Raw genomic sequence first — 23,393 nt, forward strand, 5'->3', positions numbered from 1 at the left:
CCGGAGCTAGTTATGGTTACCCGGTATGGAGTGGGGGCCAAACGAGGAATCCGGGAGTCGCGGCGCGACCGTCCTGATCTCGTTGACGGTCCGTGAAGGCCGCGAGGACGACTACCAGCGATGGCAACAAAGGGTGGACCAGGCTGCCAGCGGATTCAGCGGATTCGAGGCAGCGGAGCAGTATCCACCGACGTCAGGTGAGCAGCACGCTTGGTCGGTCGTCTTTCGCTTTTCGACGATCGACCAGTTGACCACCTGGTTGAACTCGACGGAACGACAGGAACTCCTCGCCGAGGGCGAGGGCCTGTTCGAAGGGCCGACCACGCAGGAGGTTCTCGCCGGAGAGCCGCCGACCCGGGATGTCGTGACCGCGGTCGTCTCACACGACGTCAGGCCGGGTCGTGAACGCGAGTTCAGGCACTGGCAGAACAAGGTCCGCAAGGTCCAGGAGAAGTCTCCGGGATTCATGGGACTCGAACTTTTCGAGCCCATACCAGGAGTTCAGGAAAAATGGGTCGCGGTGTTCCGTTACGACAGTCGTGAGCATCTGGACGAATGGTTGGACTCCGAGACGCGGGCGAAACTTCTGGAGGAAGGAAAGGACTACTTCGCCGCCTATGACGTGCGAAAGATCAGATCGGCATTCGGCAGTTGGTTCCGTTTCGACGGTGAGGGGGAGGAAGGGGTCCCACCCAACTGGAAGCAGGCCATGACCGTGTTGCTGGCCCTCTATCCCACCGTCATGGTCCTGAACCTGACAGTCGGTCACCAACTGGACGCGGCAGGGCTACCGGGGTACCTGTCCCTGTTCATCGGCAACGTGTTGAGCGTCAGCATCCTGGCCTGGCTGCTGATGCCCCTGGTGAACAGGATCTTCGCGTTCTGGCTGGTGCCGGGGCCGGTCCGCATGGTGGTGACGAACCTGGCAGGCACGGCGGCCGTCGTAGGCTGCTACCTGCTGTTCCTCGTTATCTTCGCCTGGGTCACTGCCTAACCGCAGGATGCTGGGTGGCAACCCGTGCAGTAGCGCCGCCAGGAACGCCCGATCGCTTGGCGTCGAAGCCGGCCCGCGACAGAAATTCGCTGGCCGGTTCGTCGAGCGTCATTCGGTGTCCGGTGAGGACGGTGCCGGGCGGTACTCCGTCCACGCCGGACGACCAAGAACGTGCCGAGCCATGGCACGCATCGCCGTCGATGGTCAGTTCGAACTCGACCACCGTAGCGCCGGTGGGCGCGCCGGACTCCCGGTTGGCATGCACCTCGACGAACCGGCCACGTACGACGTCACCATCCTGCCGCCACAGGCCCATGCCGGCACTGTCGCTGGCATTCCGATTGCCGCCGTCCGGGTTGGACTGGGCCATCGTGCCGTCGCCATGGAACGTGAAGACGTGGTGGGGGAACGGTGCGTCCGGAGCCACCACGAGCCACACACCGGTGACCGGACGGTCGGTCACGTCGTCACCACCGCGGCCAGTCGGCGCACGCCCTCCTCGATGAATTCTTCCTTGACACCGGCGAAGCTCAACCGCATCGTTTCCCTGCCGTCGCCCGGGTAGACGTGGAATGCGCTGCCGGGCACGTAGGCCACCCCGCGGGCAATAGCGGTCGGCAGGATTGCTTCCGCGTCGAGCGAGGCCGGCCCGGTCAACCACAGGAACATCCCGCCGTCGGGGCGCTGCCAGGAGAAGCCGAGGGGCAGGTGGTTGGTGAGTGCGCTGTCTAGCGCGCGAAGTCTTGCGGCGTAGGCATCGTGGAGCCGGACCAGGTGCGCTTCGGCGTGGCCGCCGGTCAGGAACTCGGTGACAAGGGCCTGGGTGTAGGTCGAGGTCTGCATGTCGATTCCCTGCTTCAGCATGAGCACTCGCGCGAGCAGATCCTTCGGCATGACCGCGACACCGACCCGCATGGCCGGCGCGAACAGCTTCGAGCAGGACGTGAGGTAGACCGACCGTTCCGGCGCGAACGCGGTCAGCGCGGCGGCGGGCGTGCCGGCGTAACGCAGCTCGCTGTAGACATCGTCCTCGACCAGCAGGACATCCGCGTGCCGTGCCACACTCGCGATCGCTGCGCGGCGCTCTGGCGGCATCGACCGGCCCGTCGGGTTCTGGAAGGTCGGCATCAGATAGACGAACTTCACCGGCCGGGCCCGTAGCGTCTCATCCAGCGCGTCCGGCAGCATGCCGTCGGCATCGCAAGCCACCTCGATCACCTTGGCCTGGTAGGCCCGAAACACCTTCACGGCCGGTGCGTACGTCGGCCGTTCCACCGCGACGACATCGCCGGGGTCCAGTAGGGCGAGGCACACGTTGTTGAGCGCACCGGAACCCCCGGTGGACACATGGACATCCTCTGATCCACAGTGGACACCGCGGTCGCGGAGTCGGGGCACGAGCGCTTCACGCAGTGGCAGGAAGCCCTGGGTCGCTCCGTACTGGAGGACCTCGCGGCCGAACCGGTCCACCGCGGACGTGGTGAGCTCGCCGAGCAATTCGACCGGCAATAGCGAGGTGTCCGGCGCGCCCGCGGCGAGCGAGACGATATCCGGTTCCGCACGGGCCAGGTCGAACAGCTCGTCGATGACACCCGGCCGGCTCGACCTGGCCGGAGTGGACAGCCGGGACGCGATATCCATCCCGTCACCTCGCGACGGCCTCGGCGACCGGTGCGCCGCCTCGCGGAGTCGGTACGCGCCAGAACGCGGAGCCAGAACTCGGCGCGAAGTCACGACGTGCGAGATTTGCGGCCGCCGCCGCGGCCTCGGCCAGATCCGGCAGCACCACCACGTCCTCGTTGAACATCGGGTCGGTGCGCATCTCGATGGCGACGAGTGTCGCGGCCGAACTCAGGTTCACCGCGACATGGACGACGCCCGCCGGGATGTGGATGAACTCACCAGCAGCGTGCGGCACTGGCCGTAGCTCGGGACCGACCAGCGTGACGGCAGCCCCGGCCACGCAACAGACGATGATCTCGCTGTGCGCGTGCAGGTGCGGGCGTGAAATCCCGCCTGGCGGCATCACGACCATGCCGGCCGAGATACCAGTGGCGCCGGAGTTGGCCGCCGTCACGCAGGAGTAGAGCTCCTGGCCTTGGGGCCCGACGACGGGCGAGACCATCCGTGGTGACACGACGGAAACCATCGATGTGGGGTCGGGTGAAGGCATGATCAGCCACCTACGTTCACGTTCGTTCAAGCCGTCCTCAGCGGACTGACAGAGATTACGACCAAAAGTGATATATTCTTCCGATTCCTGCCCGAAGCAACCATTCAAGATGGATCGATCGGGCAAATCAGCGGCTCCTCGGTCGCGGGCCGTGCCGGGTGTACTCGAGTCGGCGGGCGTACCGGAGTCGTTCGCGACACCTCCTGGTCAGCATGCTCACCGACGGGGCGGATCACGCGGCACGATCAGGCAGTTACGGGCTGCGCGGCAGTCAGGGCGAGCCGAACGGACGTGCCGATCAAGTCAAAGCCGCTCCGCCGGCTACGTTCGTGATGGGTCATGGGCGAGCTGAGCGCGATGACGACGAGCGTTGCGGACACGACGATCGTGACGGGCACTGATTAACAGGCGAGGACCGAATGAATCCGGGTTGAGAGCGGTTCGCTACCTGCTGGGTCGTAGCTTGTAGCGGATGGGCAGGTGTTTGAGGCCGCCGATGAAGTTGCTGGCGGACAGTTCGGCCTTGCCGGCGAGCTCGACGCTGTCCAGCCGGGGTAGCAGCTCGGCCAGGAACACGCGGGCTTCCATCTTGGCCAGCGCCGCGCCGAGGCAGTAGTGGACGCCGAAGCCGAAGGCCAGGTGCCGGTTTGGCGTGCGGCGGATGTCGAAGCGGAACGGTTCTTCGAACACGTCCTCGTCGCGGTTGGCTGAAGGGTAGGACAACAGCAGGGAGTCACCCTTGCGGATGGTGGTCCCACGCAGCACGTAGTCCTCGGTGGCCGTGCGCAGGAAGCACTTGATCGGTGTGACCCACCGGACCATTTCGTCGATCGCGGCAGGCAGGAGGGTGAGGTCGTCCTGGAGTTGCCGCAGCTGCTGGGGGTTCTCGATCAGGGCCTGCAGGCCGCCCGCGATGGTCGCGCTCGTGGTGTCGTGACCCGCGGTGGCGATCAGGACGTAGTAGGAGGCCGCGTCGAACTCGGACAGGTATGCACCGTCGAACCGGGCGTTGGCGATGGCCGAGGCGAGGTCTGCGGTGGGGGTGGCCCGGCGGGCGGCCGTGAGTTCGTTGAAGTAGGTGAGCAGGTCCTGCTGGACGGCGATGAAGTCCTCCTCTCCTCGGCCGCGGCTGATCTCCTGGTCGGCGTTCCCCAACAGCTCCTTGGCCAGCGAGAGCAGCCTCGGGAAGTCCGTTTTGGGCAAGCCGAGCAGGGAGAGGATGACGTCCAGCGGGTAGTGCACGGCGATGTCGGTGACGAAGTCGCATTCGCCGTCGAATTCGAGCATCCGGTCGACGTAGCGCCGGGCTAGCTCGGTGACGCGGGTCTCCATGCGACCCATCGCGCCGGGTCCGAACCAGTCGGTGCCGATGGCCCGCACCTGCCGGTGCTCGGCGCCGTCCATCGACACCAGCGTGCGGAAGTTCGTGCCCTGTGCGGCTATCCGCTGTTCCATCGCGTCGGGGACCAGTATCGGGCGGGGCGCGTTGCGGAACAGGTCGGGCTGACGCTCGATCTCCATCACGTCGGCGTGCCGGGTGATCGCCCAGAACGGGCGGTGCCCCGGAGCCTCGACCCAGTGTACGGGAGCTTCGCGCCGTAGCAGTGCCAGCGCCTTGTGAATTCGGTCGTTGTTCGTGTAGGCGGCCGGGTCGGCCAACGCCCGGCCCGCGCCCATTAATCTGATGTTCACGCCAGGCTACCCTGCCTCGGTTCGATGGCGACCGGAGACTCTACCGCGTCAATCCCGCGCGCGGAAGGTCGTGTCGTGGGCAGAATGACATTCTGCCCTTTTGTTCGGGGTTCACCCGCCAGAAAAGGCAGTTTTAGGCTTTCGATCGTGCGTCCACGGAGGCGGCCGGTGAGTCTATGTAAGGTCAGGTCATCCGTCGTATGTAGACCTTCAGTAGTCGCATGTGGACACTCCGTAATCATAATGTGGACACTCCGTACACCAGGTGTGGCAATGCGCAGAGTTCGTAGTGCGGGAGCCATTTGATGGCACCGTGTGAGCCTTCAGATCCGGAACAGCCGATAGCCGTCGTCGGATTGTCCTGCCGATTACCGCAAGCCGCGGACCCCCGCGGATTCTGGGATCTGCTCACCCGTGGCGTGAGCGCGATCACCAGCGCTCCGCAGGACCGCTGGGACCCGGCCGCACGTTTCGACGCGGAACTGTCCGGGCGGGGGAGCCTGAGCGCCGGCCGTGGTGGTTTCCTCACCAGGGTCGACCAGTTCGACGCGGCCTTCTTCGGGATCTCCCCTCGTGAAGCCGCCGAACTCGACCCCCGGCAGCGGCTCATGCTGGAGCTGGGCTGGGAAGCGTTGGAAGACGCCGGGATCGTGCCGGGCGAGTTGCGCGGTGAGCGGGTCGCCGTGTTCGTGGGCGCGATGGGGGACGACTACGCCACGTTGAGCTTCGCCGATGGCGGCTCCCAGATCGGTCACTACACGGCGACCGGTGTGCAGCGGAGCATGATCGCCAACCGTTTGTCGTACGTGCTCGGTGTGCACGGCCCGAGCCTGGTCGTCGACTCCGGTCAGTCGTCCTCCCTGGTTGCCGTTCACCTCGCCGTGGAGAGCCTGCGCCGCGGCGAGTCCTCGGCCGCCCTGGTCGGCGGGGTCACCCTGAACCTGGCTGCGGAGAGCAGGGCTGCCGCGGCCAGCTTCGGCGCGCTTTCGCCCGACGGGCTCTGCTTCACCTTCGATGCGCGCGCGAACGGCTACGCGCGCGGTGAAGGCGGCGGTTTCGCCGTCCTCAAGCCGCTGCCCCTCGCGCTCGGCGATGGCGACGACATCTACTGCGTGATCCGCGGGACCGCCATGAACAACGATGGTGGCGGTGATGGGCTGACCGTCCCGGACGAACGCGCCCAGCGGGCGGTGCTCACGGAGGCGTACCGGCGCGCAGGAGTGGACCCGGCTGAAGTCCAGTACGTAGAGCTGCACGGCACCGGCACGAAGGTGGGTGACCCGATCGAGGCGGCCGCGCTCGGCGCGGTGCTGGGCGCCGGACGGTCCGCCGGTAACCCGCTCCTGGTCGGATCGGCGAAGACCAACGTCGGGCATCTGGAGGGCGCCGCCGGGATCGTCGGGCTGCTCAAGGCCGCGCTCGCCGTCAAACACCGCCGGCTCCCGGCGAGCCTCAACTTCGAGCACCCGAACCCCGCCATCCGCTTCGACGACTGGAACATGCGGGTCGTGCGGTCGTCGCAGCAATGGCCGGAGTGCGACGGGCCAGTGCTAGCGGGGGTGTCCTCGTTCGGGATGGGCGGCACCAACTGCCATGTCGTGCTGTCTGGTGCGCCCGAGCCGGTGCGGGAGCCCGGCCAGGACACCGCTGAACCCGCCGAGGTCGTGTGGACGCTTTCGGCAAAGACGCCGGCGGCGCTGCGCGCACAGACCGAGGCGCTGATCGGGCACGTCGAGGCCCATACGGGCTTCCGGCCCGCTGAGCTGGCCTTTTCCCTCGCGACCACGCGAACCGCGTTCCAGCACCGCGTCGCGGTCGTCGGCGCCGACCGCGACGCACTGCTGGCCCGGCTACGGCCGTTCGCCCTCGGCGAGTACGCGGCCGACGTGGTCGAGGGAACCGTTCTCGCCCAGCCCAAGGTCGCGTTCCTGTTCGCGGGCCAAGGCGGGCAGCGGGCCGGTATGGGCCGTGAGCTGCACGCCCGGTTCCCAGTGTTCGCCGCGGCCTTCGACGCCGTGTGTGCGCGGGTCGGTTTGGACGTTCTCTCCGCCGACGACGAGACGCTGGCGCGGACCGAGGCTGCCCAGCCCGCTTTGTTCGCGCTCGAGATCGCACTGTTCCGGCTGCTCGAGTCATGGGGGATCACCCCGGACTTCGTGGTGGGGCATTCGATCGGTGAAATCGCCGCCGCGCACGTCTGCGGTGTGCTGTCGCTCGACGATGCCTGCGCCATGGTGGTGGCGCGCGGCCGCTTGATGCAGGCACTGCCCGCCGGCGGCGCCATGATTGCGGTCCAGGCCTCTGAAGCCGAGGTCGTAACGCTGCTCGACGAGCAGTCAGCGGTGTCGCTGGCGGCGGTCAACGGCCCTTCATCGGTGGTGCTCGCGGGAGCCGTAGCCGACGTCGAGCAGGTCGCTGCCACCTTGGCCGCCTCGGGGCGCTGGACTCGTCGGTTGCGGGTCAGCCACGCGTTCCACTCGGCGTTGATGACCCCGATGCTTCACGAGTTCCGTCAGGTCGTGGCCGGGCTGGCGTTCGGCGAGGCGTCGATTCCGGTGGTGTCGACTCTGACTGGTCAACCGGCCGGCGAGCTTTGGCGGACCCCCGGTTACTGGGTGCGGCATGCGCGCGGGACAGTGCGGTTCGCGGACGCAGTCAAGACACTGCGCGCCGATGGCACCGGACTATTCGTCGAACTCGGGCCGGACGGGGTGCTGTCGGCGCTCACCAAGGACATCGTCGAAGACGACCCGGCCGGCGAGGTGGTCGTGGTTCCCTTGCTGCGTGCGGCCGGCAGCGAGGAGGCCACGGTGCTGACCGCGCTGGCACAGCTGCATGTTCGCGGTGTCAGTCCGGAGTGGACGGTCTTGTTCGGCGACCGCGGCCGCGTGCCGTTGCCGACCTACGCCTTCCAGCGGGAGAGCCATTGGCTGCCGGGCCGCGAGCCCGCTCCGGTGCGGCCTAAAGAGAATCCGGTCGAATCGTCCTGCTGGACCGGGGGAGCCCTCGAACTGGTGCGTAGCCGCCTGGCGACCGTGCTCGGGTACGCCTCGCCCGGCGGGATCGGGTCCGCGGAGACCTTCCGTGAGCTCGGCCTGGATTCGGTCACCGCGGTCGAGTTCCGCACCACACTGGCAACCGCGACCGGCCTGCGCCTGCCCACCGGCCTCATATACTCCTACCCCACTCCGGGCGACCTCGCCCGTTACCTCGATGCCGAGCTCTCGGGCGCGGCGGACCCCGCGCGCCCGGCCCCGCGTGACATTCCCAGCGCCGAAGATCCCGTGGTGATCGTCGCGATGGGCTGCCGTTATCCGGGCGGAGTGAGCTCACCCGAGGAACTCTGGGACCTGCTGGCCGAAGGCCGTGAAGCGCTCGGCGATTTCCCGCTCGACCGGGGCTGGCAACCCGATCCCGCGTACCCGGCTGTCGGCGGCTTCCTGCCCGGGATGGCGGAGTTCGACGCGGCCTTCTTCGGAATCTCACCGCGCGAGGCGACCGGGATGGACCCCCAGCAGCGACTCCTGCTGGAGGTGGCCTGGGAGACCTTGGAGCGGGCCGGGATCCTCCCGGAGTCGCTGCGTGGCACCCGGACCGGGGTGTTCGCCGGCTTGGGCCACAACGGGTACGCGGGCAGCGCCGAGACGGGCAGCGTCACCAGCGTCGCCTCGGGCCGCGTTGCCTACATCTTCGGCCTCGAGGGCCCGGCTGTCACGGTCGACACGGCGTGCTCGTCGTCGCTGGTCGCGCTGCACCTCGCCGCGCAGGCCGTGCGGTCCGGAGAGTGTGAGCTGGCGCTGGCCGGCGGGGTCACGCTCATGGCGACCCCGGAGATCTTCGCTGACTTCGCCCGGCAGCAGGGTCTCGCCGAGGACGGCCGTTGCAAGGCCTTCTCCGCCGGCGCGGACGGCACCGGCTTCGCCGAGGGTGTTGGCCTGCTCCTCCTGGAGCGTCTCAGCGACGCGCGTCGCAACCGGCACCCGGTGCGGGCCGTGGTGCGCGGCACCGCGATCAACTCCGACGGCGCGTCCAACAGCCTGACCGCGCCCAATGGGCTTTCCCAGCAGAAGGTGATCCGCCAGGCACTGCTCTCCGCGGGACTGGCGGCCACCGATATCGATGTCGTCGAGGCACACGGCACCGGTACGCGTCTCGGCGACCCGATCGAAGCCGAGGCCGTGCTGGCGACCTACGGCCGGGATCGCGCGGACCGGCCGGTGCGACTGGGTTCGGTGAAGTCGAACCTTGGGCACACTCAGGCCGCGGCCGGGATCGCCGGGGTCATCAAGATGGTTCTTTCGATGCGCCACGGTGTCCTCCCGCGCACCCTGCATGCGGACGAGCCATCGCCGTTCGTCGACTGGTCTGGCGGGTCGGTCTCGCTGCTGACCGAGAGCGTCCAGTGGCCGGACACGGGCCGTCCGAGGCGGGCCGCGGTGTCCTCGTTCGGGATCAGCGGCACAAACGCGCACGCCGTCCTGGAACAAGCCCCCGTCACGAACTTCGCCGAGCAGCCCGTTCCGGAGGAAGAGCAAGGTGTCACGGCATGGGTGCTGTCGGCGAGAACCAGGGCAGGAGTCCGCGCGCAGGCGGCCCGATTGCTGTCCCATCTGGACGAAAACGCGTCGCTGCGACTTTCCGACATCGGTTGTTCGCTGGCCACCTCGCGGACTTCCTTCACACACCGCGCTGCGGTGATCGGCGGCGACCGCGCCGGACTGATCGCCTCGCTCAGGGCTCTGGCTCAGGGCGCCCCGGCGGCCGGAGTGGTCGAAGGTGCGGCACGCGAGGGCGCCAGAACGGCGCTCCTGTTCGGCGGCCTGTTCGGCGGCCAGGAAAGTCAGCGCCCGGGCGTGGGGCAGGAGCTGCACGCTCGGTTCCCGGTATTCGCCGAGGCCTTCGACGCCGTCGCCGCCCACCTGGGAACGGCACCGCCCGGTGACAAAAACTCGTTGGCGCACAACGGCTTCACCCAACCCGCGTTGTTCGCGCTGCACGTCGCCTTGTTCAGGTTGCTGGAGTCATGGGGGATCGCGCCGGATTTCGTGGCAGGCCATTCGATCGGCGAGATCGCGGCCGCCCACGTCTGCGGTGTGCTGTCTCTCGAGGACGCCTGCGTACTGGTGGCCGCCCGTGACCGGTTGATGCGGGCGTTGCCGCCGGATGGCGCGGTGGTGGCGGTTGAGGCCTCGGAGGAGGAGATTTCGCCGTTACCGGAGGGCATTTCGCTGAACCCGGTACTGGACGAATTCCGCACGATCGTCGAACGGCTCGAGTTCGGACGGCCGTCGATCACAGCGGTGTCTGCGGTGACCGGCGCGGTGGTGACCGACGAGTGGAGCACGCCGGAGTACTGGGTGCGCCAGGCGCGGGAGACGGTGCGGTTCGCCGACAGCCTGCACACTCTCGAAGCGGCCGGTGTCACCACGTTCGTCGAGCTGGGATCGGATGGCGGGCTATCGGCTATGGTCCGGGAGGTTCTCGCCGACGCGGTGGCCGTTCCGGTGCTGCGCGAGGACCGGGGCGAGGAAGAGGCCGTGGTCAGCGCCCTGTCGTGGCTGCACACCGTCGGCGTGCCCGTGGCGTGGCGTGCTTTCTTCGCCGGCTGCCAACGCGTCGACCTGCCGACCTACGCCTTTCAGCGCGAGCGCTACTGGGCGGCGAGGCGGCCTCACGACGTAGTTTCGCTGGGGCTGCGGCCTGCGGATCACCCGCTGCTCGGTGCGGGGGTGGAACTGCCCGAAAGCGGGGGGTACGTGTTCACCGGCACCCTGTCGACGAGGTCACTGCCGTGGCTGGCCGACCATGTCGTCGGCGGTTCGGTGCTGTTGCCGGGCACCGCTTTCCTGGAGCTGGCCGTCCTAGCCGGCGACGCGACCGGGTGCGATCGCGTCGAGGAACTCGTTCTGGAAGCGCCGCTGATCTTCACCGGGCCGGACGAGGTCGGGGTGCAGGTCGTGGTCGGTGGTGCCGAAGCCGCGGGCGGCCGGTCTCTCGGGGTGTACTCGCGGTCCGGGATCGACGGACCGTGGGTTCGCCACGCCACCGGTGTGCTGGGCGTGCGCGGTGCGACGACGGCCGAGGCCGTGGAATGGCCTCCGGCTGGAGCCATACCCGTGAGCCTGGAAGGGTTCTACGAGCATTGTGCCGAAGACGGGTTCGACTACGGCCCGGCGTTCCAGGGGCTGAAAGCGGTGTGGCGGCGCGGCGACGAGGTCTTTGCCGAGATCGCCACCGCGACTGACTCGGACGCCTACCGACTGCATCCCGCTCTGCTCGACCCAGTGCTGCAGGCGACCAGATTCCTCGGTATCGACGAGCCAGGAGCCGGCCGGGTGCCGTTCTCCTGGAGCGGGTTCTCCCTGCATGCCGCCGGCGCCTCGGCGGCCAGGGTCCGGCTGGTCCGGATCGGAGCGGACACGGTGTCCTTCACCCTCGCAGACGCCGCCGGTCTGCCAGTGGCTTCCGCCGACTCCCTCGTCCTGCGGCGCATGTCGCCGGTCGACGTTTCCGGTGCGCGTGACGCCCTGTTCAGGCTTGACTGGGCGCCGCTGACCGGCCCTCCCGGAGACGGGGCCTTCGTCGAGCTGCACGCCCTCGAGACCGACGCGCCGGTGCCCGCCACGGTCGTGGCCAGAGTGCTCGCCCCGACCATCACCTCGGTGCCGGCGGCGGTACGCGAGGCAACCACCGCGGTGCTGGACCTGCTTCAGAACTGGCTGGGGGACAACCGGTTCGAGGACTCCCGATTGGCCGTGGTGACCAGGCACGCCGACCGAGACCCCGCGCTCGGCGCCGTCCGAGGTCTGGTGCGATCGGCGCAGTCGGAACACCCGGGCCGGTTCGTGCTGGTCGACCTCGACGACGAACCCGCGTCCGAGGTCGCGTTGCCATTCGCGTTGGCCTCCGGTGAGCCACAGCTCGCGGTGCGGGCGGGAGAGGTCTTCGCCGGCCGGTTGGCAAGGTTCGCCGTTGCGCCCGCTGCGCGGCCGTGGAACGCCGATGACCACGTGCTGATCACCGGTGGGACCGGCGGCCTAGGCGCATTGCTGGCCCGCCACCTGGTGACCGCACATGGTGTGCGGCGCTTGTTGCTGCTCAGCCGCCGCGGTGAAGCCGCCGACGGTGCGACCGAGCTGGTCGCGGAGCTGACCGCGCGCGGCGCTTCCGTCCGCGTAGTGGCCTGCGACGTCGCCGACCGTGACGCGCTGGCTGCGGTGCTGTCCGCTGTCTCGTTGACGGCCGTAGTCCACGCCGCAGGCGTGCTCGACGATGGCGTGCTCAGCGCGCTGACTCCGGAGCGGTTCGACGCGGTGCTGGGACCGAAAGTCGACGCCGCCTGGCATCTGCACGAGCTCACACAGGGCATGGACCTGTCTGCGTTCGTCGTTTTCTCCTCTGTGGCCGGGATTTTCGGCAACCCCGGGCAGAGCAACTACGCCGCCGCGAACGGTGCACTGGACGCGTTGACCGGCTATCGGCGTTCGCTCGGGCTCCCCGCGCTGTCACTGGCCTGGGGCGCCTGGGAGCTGCCGGGCCTGGCACGCGAGGGCATGTCGTCCCAGGCGCACCGGCGGCGGATGGCGCGCGCCGGGCTGTTACCGCTTTCCGCCGAGCTGGGACTGTCCCTGTTCGACGCGCTGGTCGGTTCGTCCGAAGGAACCGTCGTGCCGGTCCGGCTGGACTTCGCGCGGCTGCGGAGTTCCGGCGAGATCCCACCCGTGCTGCGGGGCCTGGTAAGCGGGACTGTGCGCCGAGCCCCCGCGAGCGCGATGGCGACGACGCTGGCCGGGCAGCTCCGCGAGTTGCCCGACGACGAGCGCAGTGACGCCGTCGTGGCGCTGTTGCGCGACCGGATCGCCGCTGTGCTGGGTCACACCGGCGCCGACGCGATCGACCCCGCGCTTCCCTTTATCAAACTGGGTGTCGATTCCCTGGCCTCGATCGAGCTGCGCACCGTGCTGGCCACGGCTACGGGGGTACGCTTGCCCGCGACCCTGGCCTTCGACTACCCGACACCGCTCGCGCTGGCGGAGTTCGTGCTCAGGGAGCTGATGGGTGAGATCTCTCCCGGTCCGGCGGCCAGCACGGTGCGTGCGTCGGTGTCGGGTGATCCGGTTGTGATCGTGGGTATGGCGTGTCGTTATCCGGGTGGTGTGGGTTCGCCGGAGGGTTTGTGGGATCTGGTTTGTTCGGGTGGGGATGGTATTTCGGGGTTTCCTGTTGATCGTGGCTGGGATGTTGAGGGTTTGTATGACCCTGATCCGGGGAAGGTGGGGAGGTCGTATACGCGTGCGGGCGGTTTCTTGTATGAGGCGGCTGATTTCGATTCCGGGTTTTTCGGGATTTCGCCGCGTGAGGCGTTGGCGATGGATCCGCAGCAGCGGTTGTTGCTGGAGACGTCGTGGGAGGCGTTCGAGGGTGCGGGAATCGACCCGACGTTGCTGCGGGGTAGCCGGGGTGGGGTGTTTGTTGGTGCGATGTATCACGATTATTCGTCTTCGCCGTTGGTGAGTTTCCCTGGGGATGTCGAGGGTTATCTGGGTATCGGTAATGCGGGTGGTGTGGTGTCGGGGCGGTTGGCGTATCAGTTTGGGTTTGAGGGGCCGGCGGTGACGGTGGATACGGCGTGTTCGTCGTCGTTGGTGGCGTTGCATCTTGCTGTTCAGGCGTTGCGGTCGGGGGAGTGTGATCTGGCGTTGGCCGGTGGGGTGACGGTGATGTCCACGCCGGGTGCGTTTGTGGATTTCAGTCGTCAGCGGGTGTTGTCGCGGGATGGCCGGTGTAAGTCGTTCGCGGAGGCGGCTGATGGTACGGGGTGGTCTGAGGGTGTGGGGGTGTTGGTGGTGGAGCGGCTCTCGGATGCGCGGCGGTGGGGGCATGAGGTGCTGGCGGTGGTGTGTGGGAGTGCGGTGAATTCGGATGGCGCGTCGAATGGGTTGACCGCGCCGAATGGTCCGTCGCAGCAGCGGGTGATCCGGCAGGCACTGGCGGTGTCGGGTCTGTCCACCTCGGATGTTGATGTGGTGGAGGCGCATGGCACGGGTACGAGGCTGGGTGATCCGATCGAGGCGCAGGCGTTGCTGGCGACGTATGGGCAGGACCGGGATGTGCCGTTGTTGTTGGGTTCGGTGAAGTCGAATATCGGGCATACCCAGGCCGCGGCGGGGGTGGCGGGGATCATCAAGATGGTGATGGCGATGCGGCATGGGGTGGTGCCACCGACGTTGCATGTGGACCGGCCGTCCTCGCATGTGGACTGGGCTGGTGGCGCGGTGGAGTTGGCGACCGAGTCGGTGTCCTGGCCACAGGCCGGGCGTCCGCGGCGGGCGGGGGTGTCCTCGTTCGGGATCAGCGGCACCAACGCACACGTGATCATAGAAACCGCCCCCGCAGCCGACGTGACCGATGCGGCCGAGCCGGCCGATGCGGCCGAGCCCGCTGAGGTGGCCGGGGCGGTGTCGGCTGTGGTGCCGTGGGTGGTGTCCGGTAAGTCACCGGGGGCGGTGCGGGAGCAGGCGGCGCGGCTGGTGTCGTTGGTGGAGGGACAGGACCTGTCGGATGTGGGTTTCTCGTTGGTGACGACGCGGGCGGTGTTCGAGCATCGTGCGGTGGTGGTCGGTGACCGCCAGTCGCTGGCGGTGGGGTTGGCGGCGTTGGCGGGGGGTGGGTCCGCGCCGGGGGTGGTGGTGGGTGCGGCGGGAACGGTGGGCAAGGTGGTTTTCGTGTTCCCGGGGCAGGGGTCGCAGTGGCTGGGGATGGCCGGTGGGTTGCTGGGCTCGTCGCGGGTGTTCGCGGACTCGATGGCGGAGTGTGCGGCGGTGTTGTCGGAGTTCACCGACTGGTGGTTGCTGGATGTCCTCGATGACGAGGTGGCGCTGGCGCGGGTGGATGTGTTGCAGCCGGTGTTATGGGCGGTGATGGTGTCGTTGGCGGCGTTGTGGCGATCGTTGGGTGTGGTCCCGGACGCGGTGCTCGGGCATTCCCAGGGCGAGATCGCCGCGGCGTGTGTGGCGGGGGCGTTGTCGTTGCGGGACGCGGCCCGGGTGGTCGCGTTGCGCAGCCGGGCGTTGCGGGTGCTGGCCGGGCAGGACGACACGGCGTCGGTGCACCCTCTGGCCGATTCCGGGTCGCATTCGGTTCAGGTGGAGTCGATTCGCGACGAGATCCTGCGAGACCTCGCGGGGATCACTCCGGCCGACGCGCGGATTCCGTTGTATTCCACCGTCACCGGCGACGTGCTCGACACCACTGGCATGGATGCCGGTTACTGGTACCGGAATCTGCGCGAGCCCGTCCGGTTACAGCAGGCCACCGAGACCCTGCTGGCCCAGGGGTTCGGTGTGTTCGTAGAGGTGAGTCCCCATCCGGTTCTCACGGCTGGGATCGCCGAAACCGCCGGGGACCGCGCGCTGGTGGCTTTGACGCTGAGACGCGGTGAGGGCGGACTCGACCGATTCCTGCGGTCGGCGGCGGAACTGTTCGTGCACGGCCTGGCCGTCGACTGGACGCCGGCGTTCGCCGGGGCGCGCCGGGTGGGGCTGCCGACCTATCCGTTCCAGCGTGAGCGGTATTGGCCAGACCCGGCGGAACCACGGGAAAACGCGGTCGCGCTCGGCTTGGCCGCGTCGGAACACCCGCTTATCGGCGCAGGGGTGGAGCTGCCCGGCTCGGATGGGCTCCTGTTCACAGGTCTCCTGTCACTGCGTGCGCAACCCTGGCTCGCCGATCACACAGTGGCGGGCTCGGTGTTGTTCCCCGGTACGGCTTTCGTGGAACTTGCGATTCAGGCAGGAGAAAAGGCCGGCTGTGACCGCGTTGACGAACTGACCCTCGAAGCGACGCTGGTGCTGCCCGAGAACGACGGTGTGCAAGTGCAGGTCGCCCTCGGCGGACCGGACGAAACCGGCAGGCGCGTGGTGACCTTCCACTCTCGCGGCACGCCTGAGACGCCGTGGGTCCGGCATGCCGCCGGTGTGCTCAGCCCCAGCACGCCCGCGCCGGGTCCCGAGATCGGTGTGTGGCCCCCAGCCGGGGCCGAACCAGTGTCCCTCAACGGGTTCTACGCCGAACTCCGCGACAGCGGCTTCACTTACGGCCCCGTATTCCAAGGCCTCAGAGCGCTGTGGAGACGCGGTGACGAAGTCTTCGCCGAAGTCGCTCTGACCGGAGACCCGACCGGTTTCGGCTTGCACCCCGCGTTGCTGGACGCGGCGCTGCACGCGAGCGTGCCCGCGGTCGGTGGCGGACGCCTGCCGTTCTCGTGGAACGGCGTGTCGTTCTACGCCACCGGCGCTACGGAACTCCGCGTGCGGCTCACCCCAACAGGGCGGGACACTGTGTCCTTGTCGCTCTTCGATGCCAGGGGCGCGATCGTCGCCTCGGTCGAGTCCTTGGTACTGCGCGAGGTCTCGCCGGACGACCTGGCTCGGACCGATGCTGATCCGTTGTTTCGCACGGAATGGGTGCCGCTGACCTCGTTATCGGCCACCGAAGACTGGGCCGAGCTCGGCCCGGATGGCATCGACGCCCTGACCGGCGAGATCCCGGCCTCGGTGCTCGTTCGGGTCGATACCGGTGCGTCCGAGCGTGACACCACCACGCTGGCCTTGGCACAGACCCAGCTGTGGCTGGCGGACGAGCGGTTCGCCGATTCACGGCTGGTGTTCGTGACTCGCGGAGCCGGGCTCGACGTCGGCCAGGCAGCCGTGCGGGGACTGGTGCGTACGGCCGGTACGGAGCATCCAAGCCGGTTCGCTCTGATCGACATCGACGATACAACCGCATCGGTCGCCGCGCTGCCGAGTGCCTTGGCCTCCGGCGAGCCGGAGCTGGTCATCCGGGACGGCCAGGTCGGAGTCGCCAGACTGGCGACGGTCCCGGTCTCCCCGGAAAGCGGCGATTCGCCGTGGGACGCCAACGGCACAGTGCTCATCACCGGCGGCACCGGCGGGCTGGGCGCGCTGCTGGCCCGGCATCTCGTGGCGGAGCGCGGGGTGCGGAATCTGCTGCTGCTCAGCCGCCGAGGTCCGGATGCCGAGGGCGTGGCGGAGCTGGTGGCCGACATGACCGCGCACGGAGCCGACGTCCGCGTGGTGGCCTGTGATGCTTCGGATCCCGTGGAACTCGCCGGAGTCTTGGCTTCGGTCCCCGTCGAACACCCGTTGACGGCGGTCGTGCACGCGGCTGGGGTGCTCGACGACGGTGTCCTCGGCTCGCTGACCCCCGAGCGCTTCGACACCGTGATGCGGCCGAAGATCGACGCCGCCCGGAACCTGGACGAACAGACCCATGACCTCGCGGCGTTCATCCTGTTCTCTTCGGCCGCCGGGGTGCTCGGTACCCCCGGCCAGGCCAACTATGCCGCCGCGAACGCGGCCCTCGACGCGCTGGCCGCCCGTCGGCGGTCGCGCGGGTTGCCCGCGTTGTCGATCGCGTGGGGCTTGTGGGCGCAGCGCGGCACGATGACCGCGCACCTCGATGAACTGGATCTTCGGCGCATAGAGCGCTTCGGGATGCCGCCGCTGTCGAACGAACAGGGACTCGCCTTGTTCGACCGGGCCGTCGACACGGTCACCGACGCGACGGTCGTGGCCATGCGACTGGATGCGCATGCCTTGCGCGGCGCGGGAGAGATCCCGCCGATCCTGAGTGGTCTGGTGCGTGGGGCTTCCAGGCGCTCTGCGGCCACTGGCGCCGGGGACGCGGATACCCTGAGGGCCCGGTTGGTCGGGCTGACCGAAGGCGAGCGGGACGGCGTGCTGCTCGACCTGGTGCGCACCCAGGTCGCTGGGGTGCTCGGTTACGCCACCGCCGAGCCGATCTCGGTGAGCCATGCGCTCACCGACCTTGGCTTCGACTCGCTGACCGCGGTCGAGCTTAGGAACCGGCTGGCCGCCGAGACCGGTCTGCGGCTGCCCGCGACGCTGGTGTTCGATTACCCGACGGTGCCGGTGCTGGCGGAATATCTGCTCACCAAGTTCGTCGGCGCTGGAGGGCGGGATCAGGACCCGGTCCCGCTCGCGTCGGTGTCGGATGATCCGGTTGTGATCGTGGGTATGGCGTGTCGTTATCCGGGTGGTGTGGGTTCGCCGGAGGGTTTGTGGGATCTGGTTTGTTCGGGTGGGGATGGTATTTCGGGGTTTCCTGTTGATCGTGGCTGGGATGTTGAGGGTTTGTATGACCCTGATCCGGGGAAGGTGGGGAGGTCGTATACGCGTGCGGGTGGTTTCCTGTATGAGGCGGCTGATTTCGATTCCGGGTTTTTCGGGATTTCGCCGCGTGAGGCGTTGGCGATGGATCCGCAGCAGCGGTTGTTGCTGGAGACGTCGTGGGAGGCGTTCGAGGGTGCGGGGATCGATCCCACGTTGCTGCGGGGTAGCCGGGGTGGGGTGTTTGTTGGTGCGATGTATCACGATTATTCGTCTTCGCCGTTGGTGAGTTTCCCTGGGGATGTCGAGGGTTATCTGGGTATCGGTAATGCGGGTGGTGTGGTGTCGGGGCGGTTGGCTTATCAGTTTGGGTTTGAGGGGCCGGCGGTGACGGTGGATACGGCGTGTTCGTCGTCGTTGGTGGCGTTGCATCTTGCTGTTCAGGCGTTGCGGTCGGGGGAGTGTGATCTGGCGTTGGCCGGTGGGGTGACGGTGATGTCCACGCCGGGTGCGTTTGTGGATTTCAGTCGTCAGCGGGTGTTGTCGCGTGATGGCCGGTGTAAGTCGTTCGCGGAGGCGGCTGATGGTACGGGGTGGTCTGAGGGTGTGGGGGTGTTGGTGGTGGAGCGGCTCTCGGATGCGCGGCGGTGGGGGCATGAGGTGCTGGCGGTGGTGTGTGGGAGTGCGGTGAATTCGGATGGCGCGTCGAATGGGTTGACCGCGCCGAATGGTCCGTCGCAGCAGCGGGTGATCCGGCAGGCACTGGCGGTGTCGGGTCTGTCCACCTCGGATGTTGATGTGGTGGAGGCGCATGGCACGGGTACGAGGCTGGGTGATCCGATCGAGGCGCAGGCGTTGCTGGCGACGTATGGGCAGGACCGGGATGTGCCGTTGTTGTTGGGTTCGGTGAAGTCGAATATCGGGCATACCCAGGCCGCGGCGGGGGTGGCGGGGATCATCAAGATGGTGATGGCGATGCGGCATGGGGTGGTGCCACCGACGTTGCATGTGGACCGGCCGTCCTCGCATGTGGACTGGGCTGGTGGCGCGGTGGAGTTGGCGACCGAGCCGGTGTCCTGGCCACAGGCCGGGCGCCCGCGGCGGGCGGGGGTGTCCTCGTTCGGGATCAGCGGCACCAACGCACACGTGATCATCGAAACCGCCCCCGCAGCCGTGGTCGAGGCCGCCCCGGCAGCGGATGTGGCCGAGCCCGCTGAGGTGGCCGAGCCCGCTGAGATGGTCGGGGCGGTGTCGACTGTGGTGCCGTGGGTTCTCTCCGGTAAGTCACCGGGGGCGGTGCGGGAACAGGCGGCGCGGCTGGTGTCGTTGGTGGAGGGACAGGACCTGTCGGATGTGGGTTTCTCGTTGGTGACGACGCGGGCGGTGTTCGAGCATCGTGCGGTGGTGGTCGGTGACCGCCAGTCGCTGGCGGTGGGGTTGGCGGCGTTGGCGGGGGGTGGGTCCGCGCCGGGGGTGGTGGTGGGTGCGGCGGGAACGGTGGGCAAGGTGGTTTTCGTGTTCCCGGGGCAGGGGTCGCAGTGGCTGGGGATGGCCGGTGGGTTGCTGGGCTCGTCGCGGGTGTTCGCGGACTCGATGGCGGAGTGTGCGGCGGTGTTGTCGGAGTTCACCGACTGGTGGTTGCTGGATGTCCTCGATGACGAGGTGGCGCTGGCGCGGGTGGATGTGTTGCAGCCGGTGTTATGGGCGGTGATGGTGTCGTTGGCGGCGTTGTGGCGATCGTTGGGTGTGGTCCCGGACGCGGTGCTCGGGCATTCCCAGGGCGAGATCGCCGCGGCGTGTGTGGCGGGGGCGTTGTCGTTGCGGGACGCGGCCCGGGTGGTCGTGTTACGCAGCCGGGCGTTGCGGGTGCTGGCCGGGGGTGGTGGCATGGTGGCGGTGTCGCTGCCGGTGGCCGAGGTCGAGGGGTATGCGCGGCGGTATGGGGTGTCGGTGGCGGCGGTCAACGGTGCGTCGTCGGTGGTGGTTTCCGGTGATGTGCCGGCGTTGGACGGGTTGGTCGAGGAGTGGGTGGCGGCGGGGGTGCGGGCACGCCGGATCGTGGTGGATTACGGGTCGCATTCCGGTCAGGTCGATGTGATTCGGGAGCAGATCCTGCAGGATCTCGCGGGAATCACTCCCGTGGCGGCGCGGATTCCGTTGTATTCCACGGTGACCGGCGAGGTGCTGGACACCACCGGGATGGATGCCGGTTACTGGTACCGGAATTTGCGTGAGACCGTCCGGTTCCAGCAGGCCACCGAGTCTTTGCTGGCCGGGGGGTTCGGGGTGTTCGTGGAGGTCAGTCCCCATCCGGTGCTGACTCCCGCGATCACCGACACCGCCGGGGAGCAGGCGCTGGTGGTCGGGTCGTTGCGTCGCGGCGAGGGTGGCCTGGACCGGTTTCTGCGGTCGGTCGCGGAAGTGCATGTCCGTGGCGTGGGTGTGGACTGGGCCCCGGTTTTTCCGGGTGCGCGCCGGGTGAGCCTGCCGACGTATCCGTTCCAGCGTGAACGCTACTGGCCCGAGGTGGTGGCCGGTGCTGGTGATGTGACCGCGGCCGGGCTGGGCACGGTGGATCACCCCCTGCTCGGCGCCGGGGTCGAACTTCCCGGTATGGACGGCTATGTGTTCACCGGTCGTGTCTCCCTGCGCACCCATCCCTGGCTGGCCCAGCACACCGTGGCCGGGAGGGTCCTGTTCCCCGCTACGGGTTATGTCGAACTCGCGTTCCGGGCGGGTGATCAGACCGGTTGTGACCACCTCGAAGAACTCACCCTGGAAAAACCTCTCGTGCTTCCCGACACCGGTGGGGTACGGATCCAGATCGCGGTGGAAAGCCCTGATGAGTCCGGCCGGCGGGTGTTCCGTGTCCACTCTCGCACCGAGGAGGACACCGAGACGGTCTGGGTCTGCCACGCGACCGGTGTGCTCTCCACCAGCGGACACATGACGTCGATCGAGCCCGAGAGAACTGCTTGGCCCCCGCCCGGTGCCGAGCCGATCGACCTGGAGGGCTTCTACCAGCGACTGGCCGACGCGGACTTCGGCTACGGCCCGGTGTTTCAGGGACTGACCGCCGCATGGCGTCACGGTGACGAGATCGTCGCCGAAGCCGCGCTACCCGAGGGCATCGACCCACACGGATTCGGGCTGCACCCGGCACTTTTCGACGCGGCCCTGCACACGGCGTGGATCAACGGAGATGTGAGCGGCCGTCTCCCGTTCTCCTGGCGTGAGGTCACGCTGCATGCCACGGGTGCGTCGGAACTGCGGGTGCGACTGCGACGGTCCGATGTGGACACCGTGTCCCTGCGGCTGTTCGACCGGAGCGGCCATCCGGTGGGTTCGGTGGGCTCGTTGACAACCCGTCCCGTCGATGTCGGTGCGCTCTCGTCGGCTGGGACCGATGGGCTGTTCCAGGTGGACTGGGTGCCGGTGAGCGCCGAGCCCGCGGCGTCGGTGCTCGTGGTGGGCGGTGAGTTGGCAGGGTTCGATTCCTTCGCCGGTCTCAAGGAGTTGGGTGTCGCGGTCGAAAGCGGCATGCCGACGCCGGAGACCGTTCTATTCCCGGTCGCAGCAGGTGCGGCGGAGGTGCCCGATGCGGTGCGCGCGGTGACCGCCGACGTCCTCGGCGTCGTCCAGGCCTGGCTTGCCGACTCCCGGTTCGCTGACGTCCGCGCGGTGTTTGTGACCACTGGTGCTGTGGGTGGTGTGTCGGATCTTGCTGCTTCCGCGGTGTGGGGGTTGGTGCGTTCGGCGCAGGTGGAGCATCCGGGCAGGTTCGGGATTGTCGATGTCGATGGGGGCGCCGTTTCTGCCGGGGCGGTCGCGGTGGCCGTGGGCTCCGGTGAGCCGCAGGCCGTGGTTCGTGGTGGTGAGGTGTTCGCGGCTCGGTTGGCGCGGGTGTCGGCGGGTGGCGGGCTGGTGCCTGCGGTGGGTGTTCCGTGGGGGGTGGATGCCGGCGGGCGTGGCACGGTGTTGATTACCGGTGGCACGGGTGGTGTGGGTGCTCTGCTGGCTCGTCATCTGGTGGTTGAGCGTGGAGTGCGGCGTTTGTTGTTGCTCAGTCGCCGCGGTGGCGGGGCCGAGTTGGTCGCGGAGTTGGCCACGTATGGCGCGGAGGTTCGTGTTGTCGCGTGTGATGTCGCCGATCTTGACGCGTTGGCTGGTGTGCTCGGGTCGGTTCCGGTGGAGCATCCGTTGACGGCGGTGATTCATGCCGCTGGGGTGCTTGATGATGGTGTGATCGAGTCGTTGACTCCGCAACGGCTGGATGTCGTGTTACGGCCAAAAGTGGATGCGGCGTGGAATCTGCATGAGCTGACCCGCGATTGTGATCTCGCCGCGTTTGTGATGTTTTCCTCGGTCGCTGGGGTGTTCGGTGGTGCTGGGCAGGGTAATTACGCGGCGGCGAACACGTTTTTGGATGCGCTGGCGGAGTATCGTCAGGGTCTGGGGTTGCCGGGTCAGGCGCTCGCGTGGGGTTTGTGGGATCAGCGCAGCGGGATGACTGGGCATCTTGGTGCGGCGGATCTTCGCCGGATGGCGCGTTCCGGGATGCCGCCGATGTCCACCGAGCAGGGCCTGGCGCTGTTCGACAGGGCCACCGGCCTCGCCGATGCCGTCGTGGTCGCGACCCCACTGGATTTCCGTGCGCTCCGGAGCCGGCCGGAAATTCCGCCGGTTTTCACGGGGCTGGTCCGGGCCGCGGTCCGGCGGTCGGCCGCGACAGCCGGCCGACCGGGTTCGGAGACGCTGCGTGATCGACTGGCCGTGCTCGACGCCGCGTCGCGCCGCGCGGCGGTGCTCGACGTGGTATGCGGTCAGGTCGCTGTCGTGCTGGGACACGCCGACGGCGGCGTGGTCGGCGCGGAGCAGGTGTTCACCGAACTGGGCTTCGACTCGCTGACCGCGGTGGAGCTGCGCAACCGGTTGAACGCCGAGACCGGCCTGCGGCTTCCCCCGACGCTGGTCTTCGACTACCCGACCCCGGCCACGCTCGCCGACCGCTTACTCGACGAGTTGGGCCCCGAGGTCCCTGCCGACAACAGCACCGGCGACGACCGAGTGCGCCGCGTGCTCCAGAGCATCCCGCTCAGCAGGCTGCGGGACACCGGGTTGCTGGACCGGCTGCTCGAACTCGTCGGGGAGCGGGACGAACCGACGGCCGCCGAGGCGGACAGCCGACCGGTCTCCGTCGACGAGATGGACGCCGATGCTCTGATCACCATGGTGCTCGACCGTGCGGACGGGACCGGTTTCGACGGAGGGTTCGAAGCGGACACCGCGGGATTCGGCGGCGCGATCAAGGAGACACGGGACCGCGATGACCAGCTCTGACGACAGGCTCCTCAAGGCACTGCGGGCTTCCATCAAGGAAACC

General features: G+C 68.2%; 6 protein-coding genes. 2 read left to right on the forward strand and 4 right to left on the reverse strand.

Going from position 1 to position 23,393, the window contains the following annotated elements; all coding sequences use genetic code 11:
* Positions 1-25 precede the first annotated feature (25 nt).
* Positions 26-994, forward strand: coding sequence for an antibiotic biosynthesis monooxygenase (locus ACRXBZ_RS35435; protein ID WP_433882778.1), 969 nt, complete (start codon positions 26-28; stop codon positions 992-994).
* On the opposite strand, the gene ACRXBZ_RS35440 is transcribed toward ACRXBZ_RS35435, so the two are convergent.
* The 4 genes from ACRXBZ_RS35440 to ACRXBZ_RS35455 all read right to left on the reverse strand — a co-directional run bounded on the left by ACRXBZ_RS35440 (position 984) and on the right by ACRXBZ_RS35455 (position 4,859).
* Positions 984-1,457 carry a hypothetical protein gene (locus ACRXBZ_RS35440; protein ID WP_210435101.1) on the reverse strand — a complete coding sequence of 158 codons (474 nt, stop codon included), beginning with the start codon at positions 1,455-1,457 and terminating at the stop codon, positions 984-986. The genes ACRXBZ_RS35435 and ACRXBZ_RS35440 overlap by 11 nt on opposite strands.
* A complete protein-coding gene (locus tag ACRXBZ_RS35445; RefSeq protein WP_433882779.1) occupies positions 1,454-2,635 on the reverse strand; it encodes an aminotransferase-like domain-containing protein in 1,182 nt (393 codons plus the stop codon). The genes ACRXBZ_RS35440 and ACRXBZ_RS35445 overlap by 4 nt, the downstream gene beginning before the upstream one ends.
* A 4-nt stretch (positions 2,636-2,639) precedes the next feature.
* Complete coding sequence (locus ACRXBZ_RS35450) at positions 2,640-3,167, reverse strand: cupin domain-containing protein (protein WP_433882780.1); 528 nt, start codon at positions 3,165-3,167, stop codon at positions 2,640-2,642.
* Between the two features lie 444 nt (positions 3,168-3,611).
* Positions 3,612-4,859 (reverse strand): cytochrome P450, encoded by a 1,248-nt coding sequence (locus ACRXBZ_RS35455; protein ID WP_433882781.1) that lies wholly within the window; start codon positions 4,857-4,859, stop codon positions 3,612-3,614.
* A gap of 305 nt (positions 4,860-5,164) precedes the next feature.
* Between ACRXBZ_RS35455 and ACRXBZ_RS35460 the strand changes: the two genes are divergently transcribed.
* The gene (locus ACRXBZ_RS35460; RefSeq protein ID WP_433882782.1) at positions 5,165-23,350 is read left to right on the forward strand and encodes an SDR family NAD(P)-dependent oxidoreductase; all 18,186 of its coding nucleotides are present in this window, start codon (positions 5,165-5,167) and stop codon (positions 23,348-23,350) included.
* Positions 23,351-23,393 lie beyond the last annotated feature (43 nt).

The sequence above is a fragment of the Saccharopolyspora hattusasensis genome, assembly GCF_050972075.1.
Classification (GTDB): Bacteria; Actinomycetota; Actinomycetes; order Mycobacteriales; family Pseudonocardiaceae; genus Saccharopolyspora; species Saccharopolyspora hattusasensis.

Excerpts from the sequence above, each read along its gene's own strand:
- ACRXBZ_RS35460 (WP_433882782.1), top strand. The coding sequence starts at position 5,165 with ATGGCACCGTGTGAGCCTTCAGATCCGGAACAGCCGATAGCCGTCGTC.
- ACRXBZ_RS35445 (WP_433882779.1), bottom strand. The coding sequence starts at position 2,635 with ATGGATATCGCGTCCCGGCTGTCCACTCCGGCCAGGTCGAGCCGGCCG.
- ACRXBZ_RS35450 (WP_433882780.1), bottom strand. The coding sequence starts at position 3,167 with ATGCCTTCACCCGACCCCACATCGATGGTTTCCGTCGTGTCACCACGG.
- ACRXBZ_RS35435 (WP_433882778.1), top strand. The coding sequence starts at position 26 with ATGGAGTGGGGGCCAAACGAGGAATCCGGGAGTCGCGGCGCGACCGTC.